This window comes from Synechococcus sp. W60.1 (genome assembly GCF_047461575.1).
Classification (GTDB): Bacteria; Cyanobacteriota; Cyanobacteriia; order Thermostichales; family Thermostichaceae; genus Thermostichus.
Map to the genome: position 1 here is coordinate 126,276 of NZ_JANSHL010000004.1, position 17,468 is coordinate 143,743.

At 53.0% G+C, this 17,468-nt stretch carries 14 protein-coding genes and 1 CRISPR repeat array; of the genes, 8 read left to right on the plus strand and 6 right to left on the minus strand.

Features of this window, described 5'->3' with window-relative positions; genetic code table 11:
- Nucleotides 1-28: 28 nt before the first annotated feature.
- Complete coding sequence (locus tag NW805_RS06125; RefSeq protein WP_414351627.1) at nt 29-943, plus strand: S1 RNA-binding domain-containing protein; 915 nt, start codon at nt 29-31, stop codon at nt 941-943.
- A 43-nt stretch (nt 944-986) separates the two neighbouring features.
- A CRISPR array of direct repeats spans nt 987-1,304; the repeat unit is 35 nt; unit sequence GTGCTCAACGCCTTACGGCAATCAGAGGAAAATCA.
- A gap of 461 nt (nt 1,305-1,765) precedes the next feature.
- On the opposite strand, the gene cas5 is transcribed toward NW805_RS06125, so the two are convergent.
- From cas5 to cas6, 5 genes are all read right to left on the minus strand, one after another.
- Nucleotides 1,766-2,365, minus strand: coding sequence for a type I-MYXAN CRISPR-associated protein Cas5/Cmx5/DevS (cas5, locus tag NW805_RS06130; protein ID WP_414419138.1), 600 nt, complete (start codon nt 2,363-2,365; stop codon nt 1,766-1,768).
- Entirely contained in the window at nt 2,362-3,282 is a 921-nt protein-coding gene (gene cas7i / locus NW805_RS06135; protein WP_414421972.1) for a type I-B CRISPR-associated protein Cas7/Cst2/DevR, read from the minus strand. Before cas7i ends, cas5 begins: the two co-directional genes overlap by 4 nt.
- 91 nt (nt 3,283-3,373) lie before the next feature.
- Nucleotides 3,374-4,933: a type I-MYXAN CRISPR-associated Cas8a1/Cmx1 gene (cas8a1, locus tag NW805_RS06140; protein WP_414421973.1), complete on the minus strand. Its 1,560-nt coding sequence runs from the start codon at nt 4,931-4,933 to the stop codon at nt 3,374-3,376.
- The gene (cas3, locus tag NW805_RS06145) at nt 4,930-7,341 is read right to left on the minus strand and encodes a CRISPR-associated helicase Cas3' (RefSeq protein ID WP_414421974.1); all 2,412 of its coding nucleotides are present in this window, start codon (nt 7,339-7,341) and stop codon (nt 4,930-4,932) included. The genes cas8a1 and cas3 overlap by 4 nt, the downstream gene beginning before the upstream one ends.
- A 13-nt stretch (nt 7,342-7,354) precedes the next feature.
- Nucleotides 7,355-8,014 carry a type I-MYXAN CRISPR-associated protein Cas6/Cmx6 gene (gene cas6 / locus NW805_RS06150; protein WP_414352074.1) on the minus strand — a complete coding sequence of 220 codons (660 nt, stop codon included), beginning with the start codon at nt 8,012-8,014 and terminating at the stop codon, nt 7,355-7,357.
- A 348-nt stretch (nt 8,015-8,362) separates the two neighbouring features.
- Between cas6 and NW805_RS06155 the strand changes: the two genes are divergently transcribed.
- Entirely contained in the window at nt 8,363-8,923 is a 561-nt protein-coding gene (locus tag NW805_RS06155; RefSeq protein WP_414421975.1) for a formylmethanofuran dehydrogenase subunit E family protein, read from the plus strand.
- A 132-nt stretch (nt 8,924-9,055) separates the two neighbouring features.
- On the opposite strand, the gene NW805_RS06160 is transcribed toward NW805_RS06155, so the two are convergent.
- Nucleotides 9,056-9,655, minus strand: coding sequence for a Uma2 family endonuclease (locus NW805_RS06160; RefSeq protein WP_414399424.1), 600 nt, complete (start codon nt 9,653-9,655; stop codon nt 9,056-9,058).
- A gap of 316 nt (nt 9,656-9,971) precedes the next feature.
- Here NW805_RS06160 and csx2 point away from each other — a divergent pair, with 316 nt between their 5' ends.
- The 6 genes from csx2 (at nt 9,972) to NW805_RS06190 (ending at nt 17,446) form a co-directional block, all read left to right on the plus strand.
- Nucleotides 9,972-11,243 carry a TIGR02221 family CRISPR-associated protein gene (gene csx2 / locus NW805_RS06165; protein WP_414328895.1) on the plus strand — a complete coding sequence of 424 codons (1,272 nt, stop codon included), beginning with the start codon at nt 9,972-9,974 and terminating at the stop codon, nt 11,241-11,243.
- A 202-nt stretch (nt 11,244-11,445) separates the two neighbouring features.
- The gene (gene cas10, locus NW805_RS06170) at nt 11,446-14,433 is read left to right on the plus strand and encodes a type III-B CRISPR-associated protein Cas10/Cmr2 (protein ID WP_414421976.1); all 2,988 of its coding nucleotides are present in this window, start codon (nt 11,446-11,448) and stop codon (nt 14,431-14,433) included.
- Complete coding sequence (locus NW805_RS06175) at nt 14,430-15,569, plus strand: type III-B CRISPR module-associated protein Cmr3 (protein ID WP_414421977.1); 1,140 nt, start codon at nt 14,430-14,432, stop codon at nt 15,567-15,569. The genes cas10 and NW805_RS06175 overlap by 4 nt, the downstream gene beginning before the upstream one ends.
- 48 nt (nt 15,570-15,617) lie before the next feature.
- The gene (cmr4, locus tag NW805_RS06180) at nt 15,618-16,388 is read left to right on the plus strand and encodes a type III-B CRISPR module RAMP protein Cmr4 (RefSeq protein WP_414383074.1); all 771 of its coding nucleotides are present in this window, start codon (nt 15,618-15,620) and stop codon (nt 16,386-16,388) included.
- 24 nt (nt 16,389-16,412) lie between these two features.
- Nucleotides 16,413-16,805: a hypothetical protein gene (locus NW805_RS06185; RefSeq protein WP_414383076.1), complete on the plus strand. Its 393-nt coding sequence runs from the start codon at nt 16,413-16,415 to the stop codon at nt 16,803-16,805.
- Nucleotides 16,805-17,446: a Uma2 family endonuclease gene (locus tag NW805_RS06190; RefSeq protein WP_414383078.1), complete on the plus strand. Its 642-nt coding sequence runs from the start codon at nt 16,805-16,807 to the stop codon at nt 17,444-17,446. Before NW805_RS06185 ends, NW805_RS06190 begins: the two co-directional genes overlap by 1 nt.
- The last annotated feature ends 22 nt before the right edge of the window (nt 17,447-17,468 follow it).

Below are 17,468 nucleotides of genomic sequence, written 5' to 3' on the forward strand. Positions count from 1 at the left end.
CACATTGCTTTTCGAATTGAGCCCTTCCATGACCGTTCGCTCTTCTCGCTCTCAGGCTGCCGATACGTTTTCCGCGGAAGATTTTGCCCAGGCTTTAGACAAGCAAAACCTCAGCTTTCAACCGGGGCAGGTGGTGCAAGGCCGCATCTTCCAACATCAGAACGATGGCGCTCTGGTGGATATTGGCGGCAAATCCCCGGCCTTTTTGCCCCTCAAGGAAGCAGGGATCCGCCCAGGGGAAGATTTGAGTGCGCTCTTTCCTTTAAAGACAGAAGCCGAGTTTCTCATCCTGCGGGAAGATGCAGAAGGACAAATTGTGCTCTCGGCGCGGCGGCTGAGGCTGAAGCGGCTTTGGGAAGAGCTGGCCCAGAAGCAAGCCAACGGCCAGACGGTAACCGTTCCGGTGATCGCCACCAACAAAGGGGGGGTGGTGGTGGATGTGCAGGGGCTGCGCGGCTTCATTCCCCGCTCCCACCTCAGCCAACGGGAAAGTCTGGAGGAGTTGGTGGGGCAATCCTTGACAGCAAGCTTTATCGAGGTGAACCCAGAAGCCAACAAGCTGGTGCTCTCCCAAAGGGCGGCTGTAAAATCCGAGAACCTGAGCCGCTACACCAGTGGCCAAGTGGTGGAAGGCAAAGTCAGCGGACTAAAACCCTTCGGTGTGTTTGTGGACTTGGAAGAAGGGGTAACCGGGCTGTTGCACATCAAGCAGGTCAGCCAAAGTTTTGTAGCCTCGCTACCGGATTTGTTCAAACCAGGCCAACGCATCAAAGCTGTTGTCATCGATGTGGATGAGGCCAAGGGACGGATGGCCCTCTCCCTGCGGGTGCTGGAAAAGCATCCGGGCGAGGTGCTGGAACAGCTGGACAGGGTTATGGAGGAGGCCGAAGAGCGGGCCGGTAAACTCAAGGGGAGAATAACATCCGACGGCCAAGTCATCTGATCCCATCTCTGCCTCGAGTTCGGATGCAAAACCTGCAGAGGGAAAGCAAGACGCCTTACGGCAATCAGAGGAAAATCACACGCGGCAAGAAATACCCGCTAGCTATCCCTCGTGCTCAACGCCTTACGGCAATCAGAGGAAAATCATATCCCATCAAATCGTGGTATGTCACGTGCGACGGATAGTGCTCAACGCCTTACGGCAATCAGAGGAAAATCACGATCTGCGCACCCACACTTCCATGTGCTGATGCTGTGCTCAACGCCTTACGGCAATCAGAGGAAAATCATGGATTTGGGTGGGGAGAAACTCTGCAGAAGCACTGGGTGCTCAACGCCTTACGGCAATCAGAGGAAAATCACATCTGTCCATCACGAGTGCGCAAAGCATCCACTCTTCCCCGCAAGCCCAGTTCTTCGCTTTCTAGAAATAGATCCTCCCACTCCTCTCCCTCTTGCTTTTCCAGCTCTGTGTGTAACCGCCGACCGGCAAAAATAGCTGCGTTTTCCGTATAGAGCTCCTCGACCTCCTCTAGATAAAATAGTCGTGGGCAGTAGGCCAATGCGTGCAGTGCTGAAACACGAATCAAATCTGAATCTATCTGTGCGGGGAAATCGATTAGTGATGCCGGCATAATCTGATACTCCGAAATATGAAAATATAGAGTTCTTCAGCAATCTTAGAACAGCTTTCTCTTTGAGCAGAGACAAAACTCAGGCTCCACGCAAGATCTTCTCCTGGCAGGGTTAATAGGCTGTTCGGAAATAAGCCTTCGACCTAAGGTTGATAAGTCTAGAACCAACAGCTTGGAATTCTCACGGCTTAGTTTGGGCAAATTTCCGTCCAGGCTAACTCCGGCACATCATCACCTTCAAGAGTTCGGAGTGAGTATCTTCGCCAGCGAGTATCCCGCGATCCCACGTGATCAACCCAATACGGCAAGGTCAGGATCCCATCCTCATCTTGAATTAGCCATCTTCCCCCTGAAGGGACTTTCTGAATTGGTCTTACCGAGTTAACTAAGTCACGACTCTCTCCTAGGCTTAGTCCCCCAGATCGGTCAATTAATTCAGGATTTTCAAAGGCTCTTTCCAAGTCATGAGCAAGGGATCCATTGACCAAAACTGCGATTTGCACATCGGTCAGCAATTGTTGGTAGTCAGGACGGGCATTGTTTGGATGCTGAATATCTTTTGTCTTAAAACGACGAAAGGTACGGATCACTGTAGAAAGCTGGGGTTGGCTCAGGAGAGCAATTGCCAGTTGGGATCCGCAATATCGATGCCGATCCCATTCTCCCAGCAGGGAAAGCAACATTCCATAAACAGTAGCCGGTGGCGGCACCGGATAAGTTTCGGCAAACTCCCTGGCCCAAGATTGACGAAAACAGGCGATAGGCACCTCAACGTGGAGCCGAATCATGCTGCCTCCTCACAAGAAATTTGCTGCCTAATTAAGCTAATAAGTTGATTAACTGTTGACTTAATGCCTGGACTTACATGAGCACCCAACTGGGCTAGCTTCTTCCCGTCCTCAGTTTCGGCAGCAGCTCCTGCTAGCCACAGCTCTTGAGGAGCTATATCCCCCACTTGCACTCGACGCACTAAGTCCGGCATGCTGATTTCTCCATCAGAGTTTTCTTCAAAAGAGTAGAGCAGGCGTGGCGAAAAGTCGTGTGTCCAGCGCAGGACTATGCTATCCGGTGAAAAGTCATAGAGAAAGCGAGAGTGATTGCCGGCTACTTCCCCCAACGAAACCAGTCCGTTTAACACTTCGATTACTCGGTCTTGCCGGTGAAGCCGAGCAGGAGTCATTGCAAAGCCGTACTGATAGCGAGTAGCATGAACCTCCGTTCCGTAGAGAGAAGTGGATCCCTTCTGGCCACTTTTCGCGTTGAAGGTTACATCTCCGCTGTAGGGTCGAGTAGAAACTGCCCGAGTTACTTCCAAAACACCTCGCCGAGCAGTGGTAGTGCCCTTTGGTAACTTCTCTCCCTTCTTCCTGGATGAGTTTTCGTCTGAGGCATCTACTTTAGCCCCTTCCGCACGCATAAAGCCTAGGACATCATCATCGATATACCGCTCGGGATCAAAGTTAGGCGCTTGCCACTCGTTGTCGTTGGTTTGATCATTCCAACGTCGGTTAACTTCGCAGCCATTCCCTGAGACCTGCCAATAGTAACGCAGGGCCCAACGGATTGCTTCAGCAGAGACGGTAGTGTGCACCTCATTTTTCCAGAGGATCTTTTGCAGGGTAGTGATGTTGCCGTCATTCTCACCGTGGTTGTTGGCAGCAGTGCCGTAGCTGGTCAAGATGTTGCCAAACAGGTGCAAAGTCATAGTCTTCCTCCAGGCTAGTCCTTCAAACTGAACTGTTAAGTCGTTGCTACATCAACTTTTCACTTGACTTTCTGGCTCTTGCTTTACACTTTCAGTCCTCCTCTAGCTCGGCAAGTACAATCAAGTCAACATCATCCTCGTCAAGCTCATCCTGAAGTTCTTCCTGTCGCTCCTTGCCTTTGTAGCTGGCCAACGCTAGAAGAGCTAAGTCTCGCGCTTTTTTCCATTCCTTGGGATCCATAACTAAATCCATCAAGTCATCCCAATGCTCTTGCAGTGTCGGTATTCTTCCAGCCCGCGCCCAAAAGCTAGTAATAAACTCGCGGAAGCTTTCCGCGTTTTTGCATCGAGTCAGACCAGTGCGAATACGTATATTTTCTCTGTCGAAGTTAGTAAACTCTCCCCTATCCTGGGTTTTCTGAGATAACCGACCATAGGTAAAGCGAATGGCTTCATGACAAGCCTGAACAAACCAGCGCTCTCTGTCATCCATTTCGGTTTTCATGACCATTTCGTTTAGACCTCCGCGCTCGTAACATAGCTGCTTAAACTGCTCGTTGCTATTAACCTGCTCTGCAAATCCGGCATACCAAGAGTAACCCCTTGCCAGATTTTCAGCAATCATCTCACGAGCAAAACTTGTTGCAATGAAACTGCCTTCCTCTGCTTTTGCCTTGACGACAACTCGATCTGGTAACACTGCTTTGCAGATCTGGTAGTTTTTACAGACGCGATATTCTGCTTCTACAGTAAGTAGATCTGTGCGAGATTTTTGTTGGGTCGACCACGGAACAACACCTAGAGTTAGAACCTGACATCGTTTTACCTTAAATTCCCTAGCAGATTCTGCAATCCCTTGGTACGTCAAAAACCTAAGCCCAGCATCTCCCAAACTCGAAGCATGAAAATCCTGGTAGGCTGCATAACGAAGCTGGGGATCTTGCCGGTAGCTTGCATAGACCTCCATATCGGTAATCTCGGGAACTACCAGGGCATATTGAGCTTTCTGATCTCGCAGCCGCGAGCGAAGTATGTAGTAGCAGCAAGAAACAGGAGCGTAGAGAAGTATAAAGGCCATCTCTGGAGACTCTTCAAAGCTTGTATCCGAGGGAAATGCATTGTGGCGAACGACTGCACCAGGATTAAGCCAGCCAGCAATGCTAATTGGCTGCTTAAGCCAATTACCGTTTTTATCACATAGATTTTTGGCAAATTCCTGATGGACGTAGCTTTCTAAAGCTTTATACTTGATAATGACAGGTGGATGATCCTCATCAATCTCTAAAGATTGAGTTTGCTCGCCAATAACTTTACGGGTTTTGGCATGTTGTAGAAATGTTCCCAGGATTCCTTGATGGATGACTACCTGGGAGTCTTTTCGCATCGACTTACTGTCGATCCCTCGCAGTGCGATTAACCCATTGTCAAGCTGGAAGGACTCTTTGAGCAACCAATCAATCACTTCAAAGTCATTCCCTTCCCAGAACAGTTGAACTTGTCGTGGCGTCAACTCCCAACTTAGTGACCCTGGGCGCTTTTCTGGTGGAATTTCCTGCTCCAGCTGCTTGAGAGTCATCCATAGTCCGGCTAAGCCCGCCCGATGCAGCAATGTTAATCCGGGGTGTCCTAGGTGCAACTTTAATTCGCTCATGGTGTGCCAACTTCCTCGCTGTAGGTGATATATCCAGGCTCTGTGATGAAATAAAACCCGCGTCGTTGCCAATTCCACCACTCTGTCTTTTTATCTGGGATCCGAATTGGAATTGACCAGGCTTGAGCTTCTTGTAGAAAAGCTTGCATTCTCGATAGCTTTTGGCCCTTATCTAGAGCTTTCTTCTGTCTGACTTCAGCAGCCTTCCAAATAGCGTCTTGATCTTCTGCCAGAAGCACTGTTATCGTGTAGCCGGCCTCTCGCAGGGAACTTGGATAAGTGCACCAGTTTTGATCAAGCCATGCTGACTTCACCCTGGCAGGCTCTTCCCGGCTGAGCTGAGAGATGATATCAGCCAGGTCTCGCTGGGAAATATACTCAAGTTCTCTAAGCTGTTCAAGCAGCTGCCGGCCAGTTTCTAATTCTGCTGCGCCATAGGGGAGGTGTTCGTTCCATTCGTAGAAAAGAGCTACACGGGATCCCTCCTGCTCGCTTTTCATTCTTCGATTGAGGCGACCTAGTCGCTGAATTAAAGATGTCGCTGGAGCCATAGCAGAGATAAGCAAGTCTGCACTTAAATCTAAGGACATTTCACAAACCTGTGTAGTAACAGCGAGAACAGGCCCTGGTTGACCAAAAGCGTTAATAATCTGCTCATGCTTTCTAAGTCTATCTTTATAACGAAATCGACTGTGATAAATTAAAACTTTGGCTTCAATGTCTTTTAGCTTCTTCTGAGCCTCTCGATAAATGTTAATGCAACTGGCAACTGAATTGGTTACCCACAATACCTTTTGGTTCTCTTGAACTGCCTTAGTAACTTCTGACCAAATGGATTCGGAATTGATGGGATCCTCCTTTGGTTGAATTTCTCGTATTTGATAGCGCTTCAGCTCTTCTAGCTCTTGAGGCCCTTCAATGGGATCCCCAATAGGTTCACCCAACTCACTCATCACCCGTTTAATCGCCTCAAGTCGCCCTGGGGTGAAGCTGGCGCTCATCAGTAGGATAGGTGCGCCTCGAAAAGCCTGTAAAAATCTCAGCAAAGAGCCAAACAACTGATTGTCATAGGCATGTACCTCGTCAAAAATGAAGGCAGATTGAACTAGAGCTGGCCAAGAAAATAGTGGTCTTCTATTGTTCTGGATTAACCCTAAAATAGAGTCTACAGTGCAGATAACCAGTTTCTTTCTCCATACTTGCAACGCTGCCAAACGAAACGAAGCACCCTCATCCTCTTCGCCTTCGCCGGTCAATAAAAGTTCTCGATCCAAATCTGCTCGTGAGTGCATCAGTGCCTTTTCTATTGGGGATCCCTCGGCATAGTCCAGGTAACCCTGAGTAGCTGTCCCGGTGGTCGGATAGCCAAAAAACAGTCGCCTTCCCGATGCCCACTTTTTCGCCCAAGCGTAGGCTCCCAAGGTCTTGCCTGTACCACAGCCTGCCTTGACCAGTGTTACTCGATGAGTGGCAGCAGCCATTTGCTCTTGGAAAGGACGTAGGGAGCTTTCTCCTAGTTTTTGGGCAATGAGTTGCTCTAGGTCTTCCTCTCGAAGAACCAAGCTTAGTGCACCAGAAATCCAATCTTGCAGATCTTCTCCCTCTGTCGGTAAGATTGACCCTGCTAGATCTGCAGCAATTACTGTTGCTTTGGCAGCAGCCACCAGCACCTTCTGCTCAGGGCTTAAACTTTTGGCAAAGTCTCGAAATTGACTTTCTAGAGCCTTTAGGCAATCTTCTAGACATTCTTTTTCCCAGTTTTTTGAAGCTACCCTTGGAATCTCTGCCGGTAGCCCAAGTCTCTGTGATCCCAGTCTCAGTACAGATTCAAAGTCTGTATGTTCAGTGTAAATGTAGATCCCTAGTCCTGCGCCATCAGGCAACTCTGTAATTCTATGCGATTCCCTACCTTGGGAATCTACTCCTGCTTTGAAGTGATGTCCAATTGCTGCCCAAGTAGCTAAGATCAGCTCCTCTTCAGAAAATGCCTTCCCTAGCCACTCGCGGAATTCTTTGACTTGTAGGGCAAGTATGCCACTTAAAAACTCATGACGAATGAGTTGTTGCCCATTGTGAGCTTTCCAAGCTTTGTCAAGTTTTGCTTTTGACTCAGTGTCTAAGATTGATGACTTGAGATAAACCATCTCCTGGAAATGTTGATTGGCTTTACCCCAGTCGTGCAGATAAGCTCCTAATTTGACAACAGCTCCCAAACGATTTGAGTCACTTAACCCTAACTGCTTGCAAATAGTCTGTCCTAGGCGATCTGAGAAGACTTCAGCCGCTGACAAGACAGCCGCAACATGGCCTGCAAGTTTAGCAGCGCCCCTTGCCTGAGCATACTCTTCTTTAGATTGGTAGCTGGGATCCCATTTTCCCAGCGATTTTGCTAGCAAAAACTTAAACATTGTAGAGTCATCCTCACCTGCACGGCAAAAAGAATCCACAACCCATGCGCCGCCGGCCACCTAGCCCTACCTGCTGGAGGCGAATTGAGTCTTCTTCCTGTAGGTTCTCTACTAAGGTTGAGAAACCTACAATCGTATGCCCTTTAATTCTCAAGGTCTTGCGCAAGGGTTTCCCAGTTTTATCTTGCAGTACTGATACCCGGCCTGAGATCTTAAGCTTCTCTAACTGGTCTTGGGCAGCTTGCACAAATGGATCTGGCTCGGTGTAGCCCTTGATTGTAACAATTCGGGCTTTTAGGGAAGTGCTTGGTTTGAGAGTAAAAATCCTGGGGATCCCTAGCTGTACTTCGTGAGATCCAATCTTCAATTGCTTGCCGGCTAGCTTGTACACCTCCGGCACTGCTTCCATGGGCAGCCGAATTCTAATGTGGGAGTGCGGAGTCAGTAAGATTTTGCCTCGTCTGTCTCCAATTCCCGCTGTTGTCAAAATCCCGATGTGAGGGTTTCGGTGCAGTGTTGGTACTTGGTGGCATAGCGCCGCGAGTAGAGCGTACCCGTGATCTGCTGGGAGGGTAGTTCCTCGCACGGGCAGGCATAGGTCCACTACGGGAGCTTCGTAAGGGACATGTGTTGGGTTTGCCATTGAAGCTTCAGCAGTCATTGAGTGGCTCATCACACAACTGCCACGTGAAACATATGTAAGAAATGCTAGTGAACACAGCTCGCTTCTGTCAAGCAGCGCGCGGCGCCCCAGGGCGATCAGTGGAAAGGGCAGTCAGGTGTGCTAAGGCCTGCTGCCAGCAGCAAGGCACTTTCGACCACAGCAGCCACGTGAAAGTGCTCAACGCCCAGGGGCTTACCTCTGACAATACCATTGGTCTTAGCCCTCTTCAGCCAGGAGGTGATTTTCGGAAGAGTTCCCAGAAGAGGGCTGGATCCCCTACCCCCGCATAGGCAACCTCGAAGGGTAGAGCTTAGGATGGCTTGACCCATCTCCTCTTTATCAGCTCTCTTGCTGCCTATGAACCTGTCATCCATTGCCAAGCCACAGCAGCTTTCTCTTTTGCTGATTGCACTTCAGCTAACTCTGGGAGCGCCGGCGACAGCTCATCCGGTCACCAGTTCTGCAACGGACTCGACGGCGGCGGCCATTCAGCGAGTAACGGAAATTCATGGCGGAGCTGGGCCTTGGGCCGTGGTCGGCTATCGCATGGGGATGCGCGCTCTGCAGGAGCTGGGCTTGATGAGTCCAACTCCCCACACTTCTAGGAACCGTTTTCTGGTGGAGGTCATTCACGAGTCGCCGGCAGAGATCCCGTTTGTGTGCATTGTGGATGGCTTGCATGCTGCAACAGGGGCCAGTTTGGGCAAGTTGAACTTGAAGCTGGTGGAGGTCGAATCTCTTGAAAAAATGCGCAGTGTGGTCATCCACCGAGAGACCGGCAAGCGGGTGGAGTTTCAAGTTTTGCCCGAGTTTATCGCCAAATACCGGAACTTGCCCCCGGAACAACTGGCGGCTGCAGGGCAGGAAGTTCTTCAACTGGCCGATGAGAAGCTTTTCCGTCTCGCCATTAGCCCATAGCAGGGAATATCGCTTCGGGATCCCTTCGGCATTCCTGAGCCAATCAGCTCCAGACCCGAGCGGGTGGCCACCTCTGCCGGATGCTCTCTTTCTGGAACTAACTCTGATTATCGTGGGCTCGCTAGGTACTCCCTAAGGGATCCGGGCTTGAGCGAATACATCTTGAGGGATCACCTTTAGACCCGGCAGGAAATCATCTTGAATGGCTTGAGATCCCGTAAAGGTGCGCGGCGGGGCATCGGGATAGAAGACCGTGATGCTCTTGGCTTGGGGATCCACAACCCAAACGCGGGGGATCCCAGCTTCTAGATAATCGGTTGCCTTCTGAGCTATGGCTCCAAAACTCTGGCCAGGAGAAAGGATCTCGATCACCAACTCGGGAATGGCAAAACAAGGTTCATCGGTCATGGCCTCAACCGGCAACCGCTCGTTAGAGATGTAAGTAACATCAGGAACTGGGATCCAGGGCTCTGCCTTTCGTGTTAAAACAACTGCCCACTCAGTATGTGCTGACCCAGGCTTAGGACACTCAGGGCTAGAGCACCAGTCCTCCAAAATTTGCCACAACACCGGTTGGAGACGAGCATGGAAGCGTTTTGGCGACATGGGTTCGTTTTTGGAGACGGCCCGCCCATCGACTAGCTCATAGACAATATCCCCCTCCGGCAAGGCCAGAAACTGTTCGGGAGTTAGCTTTTGACCTGAAATGGACAACTCTGGAGTCGATAGCATCACAGGATCCCCGTTGTTTAGGATGGCCGAATCTCTGTCTAGGCTAGCTCTGACATCCCCCACCTTCACCGTTTTGAAACAGTTGTCGAGCAGGGATCCAAATCCAGCGGCAAGATGGCTCCACTCAATTTTGGGGGTAGAGATCCCCATCTTTCTGGCACCGGCTGAGCAGAGGATGCCACTTTTCGGGAGAGGATAGGGCAACATTCAACCCAGAACCCTCTCCAGACAACTTGAGAAGGGGGGGCTTCCAAGCTGCAGTAGCTTGAAGATGCCCGTGCTTCAATGCTTGAAAGCCGTCATCGAGAGGATCCCTATGGCTAATACCCTTTTGACCACTCTAGGCACCAGCCCCTACAGCGAGACGGTGTATGTTTTTGGGGAGCGGAAAGCCGATAGAACCCGTTATGTTGCCAAAGCCCTCTGTCAGCTCTTTGACATCGAGAGGGTGATTGTGCTGCTAACCCAAGAAGCACATGACACCCATTGGAAGCATCTACAGGACTGCCTACCCCCCCACGTGGAGAAAATTGCCAAGGCCATTCCTGAAGGGAAAACCGAGGCAGAGACCTGGGAGATCTTCGATGTGCTGGTCGATAGCATCGAGCCCCATACGCGGCTGGTTTTCGATATCACCCACGCCTTTCGCTCCATCCCCGTACTGGTGCTCTTGGGAGCCGCCCTTTTGCGCAAGGCCAAGAATGTAAATATTCAGGGGCTGTACTACGGTCTCTATCTCAAAGACCAGCAGGAAACACCCATCATCGATCTCACCCCCGCCCTTCGTCTTTTGGACTGGCTGACGGCTACCGACAAATTCATTAGCACCGGCTCGGCCTTGGAGTTGGGCCAACTTTTGGATACAGTTCAACGGGACTTTTACCGCCAACCAAAGCTCGGCAAAAGGGATCCCAAGCCCATCCGGCTGCAGAACTTTGGCCAAGCCATCCGCAATATCTCTCGTTCCCTGGAGCTGGTAAGACCGGTCAGCCTTTTGGAGGATGACTTGCTTAGGTTGCAAAGGCACTCCACCCAGGAGTTGGCAGAAGAGGTGGGCCAATTTGCCAAGCCCTTTGGCTTGCTGTTGCAAAGCATTCAAGACAGCTACAGCCAACTGGCTTTGCCAGCAGACAGAGCTACGGATGCCAAGGCTCAAGTTCAAAAGCAATTTCAACTGCTGCGCTGGTATGTGGAGAAACGCTTCACCACGCAGGCAATTCTCTTAGCTCGGGAGTGGGTGATCTCGGCCCTCTGCTTGTGTGAGGGGCTGCCCAACTACCGCCAGCGGGAAGCGCGGCAGGAGATCGAACACCAACTGGGATCCCTCATTCCACGGGAAGACCAGCCCCAGGCGCCTCCTGACATTGCTGCCCATGTTCCCGATGTGCAGAAACTTGCCAACCTCTGGTCTCGCCTCAGCCAGTACCGCAACGATGTTGCCCATGTGCAGATGAATCCAAACCCTTTGAACAGCGAAGCTCTAGAAAGCTTTGTTTTGCAAGACCTGCTGCCTGGCCTGGAAGAGCTGTTTCCCAAATTGACCTGGGCAGAAGGGAAGTTGGAAGGGGATCTTTCCACTTCTCCGTAGGCTAAAGACATCGGTTCGCCCTCAGGTTCTGGGTTTTTGGTCAAACAACGGCTATTGAGAAATACTGAAGAAAACTGAGGGCTGGCCGGGATCAGATCGATTTTGTTTTGTAGCTTCTGTAGCCACGACATCGGGTGGCTAGCGGGGTTTTGTTCCTTGTTCGAGGAGTTCCTAACTGTTCTGTTTCTCCAGCGAAAACACCATGTCTTACTACTGGCAAGCTAAGCTCTGGGGTCTGTTACATGATCCCGCCCTCAAAGCCCTACACGACAGGACTGGCCGCTCCAAGGAAGGGCTGTGGACCAGACTGGCGGCGATGCAGGGATGGTCTTCTCCCAAAGCCGAGGGATCCTCTCCCATAGGCGATGCCGATCTCATCGCCTCGGCCAGCGACCGGGCTGCCATTGGCCATTTGCCTGTAGCCATCGACTACCAGGTTGAGGATCGCGGCCAGGGGTTAGGCTCTGGACTGGAGATGAGCCATCTGCTCTCGGGGCGCAAGCACTTTTGGCAATTGGCCAATGAGCAACACCAAGCCCTCAAGAATGCCCGCTCCCGTGCAGACTACCTGATGGAACGGGAGGAGAACGCCATCCCTGATTGGGTTCGGCAGGAGACGGATCCCCAAAAAGTGTTTTGGTGGTTTTGGCGGTGCTTTCCCCAAGCTATTTGTCAGGAGTTTGGGGATGAAAGCTTGCTGTTATTGCCAGCAGAAACCCGGCTGCCAGACGGATCCCTGTGGAGCCACGCCAGCGTCACCGCAGCCCTAGCGGGATGTTTGGCCGGCTACGACGAGCCCAAGTTCGCGCGTCCCTTCTTGGTGAGCTTTACCTTCAACCCCATCCAGGAGCTGATCAAAGCCAGCCGCAAAATGCGGGACTTCTGGGCTGGCTCCTGGCTGCTGCACTACCTTTCTGCTCGCATAAGTTGGCGACTAGCTGAAAAATACGGTCCCGACTGCCTACTCTACCCCAGCCTCTATGGCCAGCCATTAATCGACTACTGGCTGCGGGAGAAGTACCCCGAATTTGAAGAATGGATCCCTCAGCCTTCGCCTAACGCCCTGCTCACCGCCGGCTTTCCCAATGTGCTCCTGCTGCTGCTGCCAGAAGAGCGGGTGGAGGCGGCCATGCAGTTTGCCCAGCAGACCCTCAAGGAAGAATGGAAGCAGTTGGCCCAGAGGGTGCTGGATCACCTGCAGGCGGATCGCCACTGGATGGTGCAGTTGCACCCAGAGGATCCCTCCTGGGGAGGGTGGCTAGAGCACCAGTGGCAGCACTACTGGGCAGCCGTGCCCTTGGGATCCCCGGCTCACTCTCTCAAGGATACCGGCATCCTCAAGCCCCCTCATGTTTCCATTGATGCGGATCCCTGGGTCAGTGCCCAAAACCGCACCTATCACCTGGGGGCTAAGCAAAAGCTCTTTGCTGATGAGGAGCTGGAGTTTCTGCGGGCTAGCTTTTGGGATCCCCAAAGACAACAGCGCCGCCAATACAAAGCCGGACTCAACGTCGGATCCTGGTGGGCAGCTGCAGTGGAGCAAACTCGGCGCCTACAGGCAGCTTGTAAGCAGGCCCGCGATTGGCAGCTCCCCGTTGCCTTTGGGCCGCGCAGCACCGTTTCGGGCTTGGGGCCGGTGGTGCATCCCTCGCCGCGGCAGGGGTGGATAACAGAAGGGGAGAGTCGGCGGCTTTGGCAACGGCAGGCCGGGCTCTTCGATGGCCGGGAACAGCTCAATGCCACCGAAACCCTCAAGCGGGGCTTGTACAAAGTGCTGCCGGAGCTCTTCCGCGAGCTGGATGAAGACCAGATTGCCGCTTCCTACCCGGATCTCACCGCTGGCGTAGCCGGCTACCTCAAAACCCAAGGGCAACGGGAACGAGAGCACTTCGAGCAGGCCTGTCAGGCAGTGGAGGCCCGCTACCCGGAGGTCAGAGGGGTGCTGCGGGAAATGCGGGGCAAATGGGGGATCCCGTGGGCCGACCGGCAGAACCTGCGCTACCATCCCCGTCTGCTCAATGCTGGTTGGCTGGTGGAAGACCTGGAGCTGGACGAGGAAACGCAAAGAAGCTACCGGCAGGACATCGAGACGCTTCTAGGCCGCTACTACCCCAGCGTTAACCCCGCCAGTTGGTACGTGCTGGCTGCCGGGGATGGGGACGACATGGGCAAATGGCTCAGGGGCGAGAAGATGAAATCCTACTACGACTATCTGCCTCAACCCCTACAGCGGCTGGCCAACGGGCAAACGGAAGCCATTGGCGAGGTCTTTGGCAAGGACAAGGAGGAGCTGGAGCAAGTCAAAGACGCTTTTCAGAAGTTTGTCAAAAACAGCCGCAAGCGCATGGGGCCTGCCACCCACAGCGCCCTAAGCCGCGCCCTGCTGGATTTTTCCGGCCAGTTGGTGCCCTACCTAACAGAGCAACGCTATGCAGGCAAGCTCATCTACGCCGGTGGGGACGACGTTTTGGCCTACACCAACCTCTGGGAGTGGGATGGCTGGCTGTGGGATATTCGCCAGTGTTTCCGGGGGGGAGAGGATGACTGGCGGGAGTTTGAGAACCTGGGGGACTACTGGCAGTGGAAAAAAGGGCGGCCTCCCGAAGGTTTGAGCCGGCGCCCCCTCTTTACCCTGGGATCCGCAGCCACCATCAGCTTCGGCGTGGTGATTGCCCATCACTCGGTGCCTCTGGCCATTGCCCTGGAAAACCTTTGGCAGGCGGAAGAAGAAGCCAAGGGCCACCTCTATGCCCATGGCTGCCCCAAAGACAGCGTGCAGGTGCGGGTGCTGTTTGCCAATGGCAACCAACTGGTGAGCACCTGCAAATTCGACACTTTCGACAAGTGGAAAGACCTCCTTGATTTTGACTGGAAGCTCATGGGCCAGCAGCAGGATCAAAGCTCTTTGTTTGAACAAGCGGCCCAGCTTTGGGAGCAACACCCAGCTCCGAGCCTAGAGGCAGTGCGCGAGTGGGCCCGGTTGTTCTGCAGCCGCCGGGATCTCTTCAAACAGGAATCGGAGCAGAAAGAGCACTTCCAGAACAAGCTTGTGGAGTTTATCCAGCATTTTTGGCAGCACAGCCTACCCGCCCAGCCGCAGGCGTGGGATCTGGAGATCAAAAACTGGTTCAAGTTGGCGGCTTTTGTGCTGCGCAACCGCACCGTGAAATTGGGGAGGAACGGCCGATGAGTTGGTTTACCCTATCACCCTTGAATGTGTGGATGTTTCGAGATGCTAAGCCCTTTGCCCCGGGAGAGCGGGCCTGGGCCAATAGCAGCTTTCCCCCCAGTGGCCACACCTTGGCCGGGGCTGTTCAAGCCTACCTGGGCCAGCCGATGACGCTGCGGCTGCGGGGCCCCTTTCTCTGCCACGACGAAAGGCTCTATTTCCCCGCCCCTCTGCATCTGGAAGACGGATCCCCCCTTGTCCCTGTGCCTTGGTTGGACGAGAGGGATCCCTACTTCCATTGCCACTGGGATCCCACCCGGCCAGCCCCCTTGGTTTCCTTGAGGCCGGTAGAGGAGGAACCCGAAGGCAGCCAGAGCAGCAAGAAGAAAAAAACGGGAGGCTATCTGCCCTTCGAGGCGGTGCAAAAGGCGCTGGAAGGCAAAGGCTGGGATCTCAGCCAGGCCGTTAAGCCACCGCTGAAGTATGAAGTGCGGCCCCACAACACCCTGCAGGTGAGCAAGCGGCAAGTGCGAGAAGCCGATGGCTACTTTGTGGAGACCTGCATCCGCCTTCAGCCGGGCTGGAGTTTGGCCCTTTCCATCGAGGGCTGGGATCCCGATCGCGAAGCCTGGGATCCCTTGCCCCTGCAGCAAGAAGTGGTTGTGCGGCTGGGGGGAGAAGGCCACTGCGCTTTGCTGGCCCCCTGTCCGAAGCTGCAGGAGCAGTGGCAGCAGTTGCAGACCCTTTCTCAGGCTACCTTTCGCCAAGCCCGACGCGCTTTGGCCTACTTGGTGACCCCAGGCGTGTTCATCAAGAAGGTGGATGGACGTTCCCTATGCCGTGCCTGGCCCTGGGAATGGAGATTGGCCACCCCCCACCCCGCCCATCCCCTCACCGGCCCCTTAGTGAGTGTAGCTACCGGCAAGCCCGTTCCCATCAGTGGACGCCTGCGGGTGGATCGCCCCCAAGAGCAGCGGCAGATGAGCCTGCCTGCCCCCCAAGTTTTTGCCGCGCCCCCTGGTAGCGTCTACTACCTAGAGCAACCGGCCCCCCTCAACCAAGAAGAGCCCGAGCTGGAAGATGGCCGGCTCAACGTGTTCCACCGCTGGCGGCTGTTGGGCTATAGCGAGCTCTTATGGCTGCCCTGGGCGAACTGAGTTTTGCTTTCAACCCTCCAATGCTTACTCAAAAAAGGAGAGATTTGTATGCCTTTTCAGATCGTTTACCTCCATCTGTTGACTCCCCTGCACACTGGCGGCACCACCCAAGAAGGCAACCTCTTGGGCATTGCCCGCGAATCCCACACCCATTTGCCCTACATCCCTTCCAGCACCATCCGGGGCAGGTTGCGGGCCAGTGTGACTGATAAGCACAAAAAATTTGAGCTCTTTGGCAACGAAATTGGGGAAGGGGATCAGCTGACCCAGGGATCCATTTGGATTGGAGATGGCTCCTTGCTTTGGATCCCGGTGCCCTCCCTCAGCCACGGGGTGGTGTGGATAAGCTGCCCGCTTCTGCTCAAGCGCTGGCTGCGGCTAACAGGCCAGAATCTGTCAGTGCCGGATCCCTATAGTACGAGCTTGAAGGCCGACCGACCCATTTACCTCAAAGATGCCATTCTCAAAGAGGGTCTTCGACAATGGTCGGAATGGAAGAGCTACACCAAAGATCCTAATATCAGTCGCATGATTGTTTTACCAGATCAGCACTGTGCCACCCTCATTCAAATGAGCCTGTGGCGGCAGGTGAAAGTCAAGCTTAGCGAGCACAAGGTTGTGGAAGGAGGCTTCCGCTATGAAGAGGCCATTCCTCCTGACAGCTTGATGTACTTTACCTGGGGGGTTACCGCCCAAGCAAATGGCAGTTCTGAGGAGGCAATGAAAGAGTTTCGAGATCTGCTGCAATCCAACCAGATTATGCAGATTGGCGGCCAGGAAAGCTTGGGCCGAGGCTTTGTGGAGCTGTCTTTGAACTAGATCTCAACCTAGGAGGGAGGTTTTATGAATAGCTTTGACCCGCGTACATTGGCCAAGCCCGTTTACGAATCCCTGTGCCAGCTCAGAGCACAAACCAAGGATACAGAAAGGCTAAAAGAGCAGAAGAACCAGGCTGTGGAGCTGTACACCTATCTTTCCACCTGGGGTTTGCTGCGCCTCAAGGCCGAAGAAGATGCCCTTAGCCAAGAGGGCAAAAAAGAGGTGGTCAAGGAGTTTTTCGATTGCCTAGAAAAGATCTCCGGTCAGAATGGAATCTCCAAATCCGACGGCCTAGATCGCCTCATGAGATTAGAAGTTGAAGAGTACCTGGGTTTAACAGGGCTGGGACTTGCTTTGGCGCAAGAATTCAGCTTCTGGGCTACAGCCATTTACCATGACGTTAGCGGGGGGGACTAATGAGTGTAGCTGTTCCAATCCAGTCTATTTCCCTGTATGAAGGAAGCCAAGTGGTTATCCATTCGCTGACTTGGCAAGACTTTGAGAGCATTCTGGAAGAGCTGGGCGAAGATCGCCACACTCGCATTGCCTATTACAACGGCACCTTAGAGATTATGTCTCCCTTATCCAAACACGAGCGCCCTCACCGCATTGCCGGCTACATTGTCTCAGCTATTCTGGATGCTCAGGGGAGAGACTGGGAAGATTTTGGCTCAACAACCCTTAAAAAGTCTGGCAGCGTTGGAGTAGAGCCTGACACCTGCTTCTATGTCAATAACCTGGAGCAGATGCGAGGGTGTGAGGGAAGAATTGATGTTGATCTATTGCCCCCGCCTGATCTGGCCATTGAGTCCGACGTTACTTCCCGGACCTTTATCGATGCCTATAAAGCTATTGGCGTGCCGGAAGTTTGGCTCTTGGGTGAGCGAAGTTTACGGATGTTTATTCTGCAGGGAGAAGACTACGTAGAATCGAGCTGCAGCCGACTTTTCCCAGACTTCGACATCTCCAGTCTTGTACCTCAACTTATTCGACGCGCCTTAGAAATTGGCACCAGCGCTATGTTGCGCGAATTTCGGGAAACGCTTCGCAATTCCTAATACTGCTTTCCAGCTTTAGGAG